The organism is uncultured Gimesia sp., assembly GCF_937919775.1.
In the GTDB taxonomy this organism is placed as follows: domain Bacteria; phylum Planctomycetota; class Planctomycetia; order Planctomycetales; family Planctomycetaceae; genus Gimesia.
Genome location: NZ_CALFPF010000246.1, coordinates 1 through 3466, shown reverse-complemented (window position 1 = coordinate 3466; position 3466 = coordinate 1). Strand labels below are relative to the sequence as shown.

At 49.8% G+C, this 3466-nt stretch carries 2 protein-coding genes; both read left to right on the top strand.

Translation table 11 applies throughout. The features are described 5' to 3' along the window. Positions 1–2102: diguanylate cyclase (locus Q0294_RS06540; RefSeq protein WP_299462183.1), on the top strand; the 2102-nt coding region annotated here is incomplete at its 5' end. A gap of 324 nt (positions 2103–2426) precedes the next feature. Further along, positions 2427–3446, top strand: coding sequence for a hypothetical protein (locus tag Q0294_RS06535; RefSeq protein WP_299462180.1), 1020 nt, complete (start codon positions 2427–2429; stop codon positions 3444–3446). The last annotated feature ends 20 nt before the right edge of the window (positions 3447–3466 follow it).

The following is a 3466-nucleotide window of genomic DNA, read 5'->3' as shown; positions in this document are numbered from 1 at the left end:
AGCAGTCGGTCCATGGCAGCTATAATATGGGTTCTTCAGCCATTCTGAAGGAACTGCTGGCCCTTTCAGCCGAGTACGAAGAATTTTCGCTGGAGGCCGGCGAAACAGACTACGTTGATCAGGTCATCTCTCGAAAACACCTGCGCAAGTTACTCACTGCGCTCCAGGCACGTGATGCATCTACATTATGCCATTCCCGGCGTGTCGCTTTCCTGGCAAAAGGAATTGCAACGAATTTAGGCTGGGAGGGAATTCATCTGAAGCGGCTGGAGATCGCCGCGTTATTACACGATATCGGAAAAATTGGTGTGCCCGATCACATCATGTTCAAGCCCGGCAAGCTGACATCAGATGAAATTGAACTGATGTCGCATTACCACAACATCGGTCTGGACGTACTGCAGGCGTGTCGCACCGACCATGAAGTTTTGACAATCTTATCACAAACACGCTACCACTTCAGTGGGGCCACTAACGGTTATCAATGTATCGGAAGCGACGTTCATCAGGGAGCACGCATCCTGGCAATTGCGGATGCCTATGACTCTCTGGCTACCGATCAGGTATATCGGGCCGGGAAAAAACATGATGAAATCATGACGATCCTGATGGAAGCAGCCGGAACACAGTTTGACGGAAACATCATTTGCGCGCTATCACGCTGGGAACAAAATGAAAAAGACGCGTTCCACGATGCCATCATCGAAGTCAACCGGCTCTATCAGCCTAAGCCATTTACGGAACGGGAAGCACAAGACGCAAACCTGATCAGCAACATTTTCTCGTATCTGTTTCAGATTGAGAGCCTGTATGACGGTTTTTATGTTGTGAATTCCGATTTTCAATTCGTCCTGTTCAGTCCGGGTCTGGAAAAGCTGACTGAAATCAATGCGACTGAAATCCTGGGAGAAGCCTGGACCAGTCACAGCATGCCTTTGACGAACAAAGAAGGCACCAACCTGTCCACTGCCGAATGCTCGATGAACCGGGTAATCGCAAACGGAAAACCGATGACCACGGAATTCATGCTGGAGCGTCCGGGTGGCCGACTGATTAACATCGAAGTCCAATCGGTGCCCATGTTCGACGATAATGGACATCTGGCGGGCGTGGCAGAAATATTTCGGGACCTGTCCCGTGGCTTAAAGCGGCCTCAGGAATTTAACGATCTCAAACTGGCAGCCAGCATAGATGCGTTGACATCGGTTGCCAATCGAGGCGAACTGGAAACGCAACTGGCAATCATGCTGGCCAGGGTCAATAAACAGCAAAACCCCACACCGTTGAGCATCATGTTTATTGATGCGGATCACTTCAAAAATGTCAATGACACATACGGACATTCGATCGGCGATCAGGTTCTGATCGAAATGGCCCGACTGTTTCAGCATGAAACCTACTCGGGAGAACTGGTCGGCCGTTATGGCGGGGAAGAATTTGTGATTCTCTGTCCGGAAACAGATCTGGAGCATGCTGTCAAAAAAGCCGAACGCTTAAGACTGGCGGTCAATAATCTGAAAATTGACAGCATGAATCGCTCCCCACTGTCAGCTTCCTTCGGAGTTGCAGAAGTCGAATCGGGAGACTCCATCGAAAGTATTTTCCGCCGCGCCGACAAAGCCTTGTATCATGCAAAAGAAACAGGACGCAACAAGGTCTGTGCGTTAACAAATCAACAAATGCTGTCGGGCATCGTTCCCGCTGCCACTGATGCGGAAGAGTCTACCATAGAGGAGATGACTTTTGCGAAGACATTCAACGCCTGCATCTCCTCAGACATTATGGTCTACAAGCTGGGCGGCTTCGTAAACGATAATGGCGCCAGACTGACCGAAGTCAGCACCAATCGAGCTGTAATGCGACTCGGCAAATCTGGCTTGCTCCCCTTCTGGGGGAAAACAGACGACCGCAGACCAGTAGAAGTGGAAGTAGAATTTGGAACGGTCACCAAAAAAGTGCAATCAAGTAACCGGGCATCGGCACCACGCGTTGAAATCATGGTCAGAATTTCTCCTCTGGGCTGGATCAAGAAACCTGCCCTGTTTCAACAGCGTGCCAACCGGGTCTTCCGGCTTTTAAAAGACTACTTCGTAGCCGATTAATTCTTTCCTGCCTTGCAACGGCAAATCCTGCCACTCTGTCGGTGTATCTTTTCCAGCTTCCGCCCACCAGTCAAAACAGGCAACCTGGCAAAAGCTTGCAACCTGTATCGATTAACCCGATTCTTGAATATCAAACGATTATATCCGCAGTACGCCCCGTTATAATCTGCAAGACTGGAAAAATCGTGCACAGCGGAATCAGACGAGTCCGATAAATCATCCGTATCGATTAACAATCAATGTGCGCACGGTGGTTTAATAGTGGATTCCAAAACTCCTAACGATATTCATCATTTTATTTCGATGATCTCAGAATCTCTGTTTTTGCCTTGCGCCATACTGTTTTCAATGCTGGTCGGCTTTTCGGGCTGCGCCAGCTCAGACTGTGGTTACGAAGAAGCGTGCTACCCGGTCTCATCCCGTGTCAAAAAGTCTTTTCTATTCCATCACGACAAATGCACACCGCATCCCTATCGCTCTTTGGAAGGATATCAGACGGACCTGGATAGGCTGGTTGTCAAACATGCTGCCCGGAAGTGTGCAAACAAATCATTAAAAACACTGGCATGTAACTGTAAAGACAAGCCATCCAAGGCCTTTCGCGATGGATATCGGCAGGCATACGTTGATATTGCATTAGGAGAGTCGGGTGAAGTTCCTCCTGTTCCGCCGGAAGAATACTGGGCAGCCCATTATCGTACTCCGGCAGGTTATCAGGAAATTCAGGAATGGTTTACGGGATACAAACTGGGGGCCGAACACGCCCACGCCGATGGACGATACGAATTTAATCAGATTGCGACTCCCTATTCCCTAGCAGGCTGGGATCAACCGCAGTCGTATCCAGGGGCTGAAAATGCAGAGTATTACCAAAATTCCCCTGAGCCGGAAGCAAATTCGAATTACACACCACAGGCACCGAAAATGACCTTACCGCCACCACCCTCTACTCAATCGGAACAACCTTTATTTAACGTTCCACAACGCAGCTATCCGACGCCACCACAGACAGTTCCGCAGATGAAGCAACCGCAGGCTTCACCGGCATTGCCCCGGCCGCAAATTCGCAACCAGCCACCAATCGTGGCCCCGAAACCGGCCTTACAATCCCCGCTTCCTGCTCCCGCTGCAAAGAGCCATCGTCCTGAAATCCGGCAGCCTGCGCCACCTGTATATATCAATGATGATCCGCCGCCGAACCCGTACTCATTACAGTCGTACCCTTATACACCATTACCCGGCAATATGTCGCGCCCTGAATATCACCGGTCATTAAATTACTCGAACGACTCACGTCGATTGCCGCTTGTCCCTGAGGGGCATTCTTACAGAGACAGGTATTAATCGAAGTGTATTAAATCGAA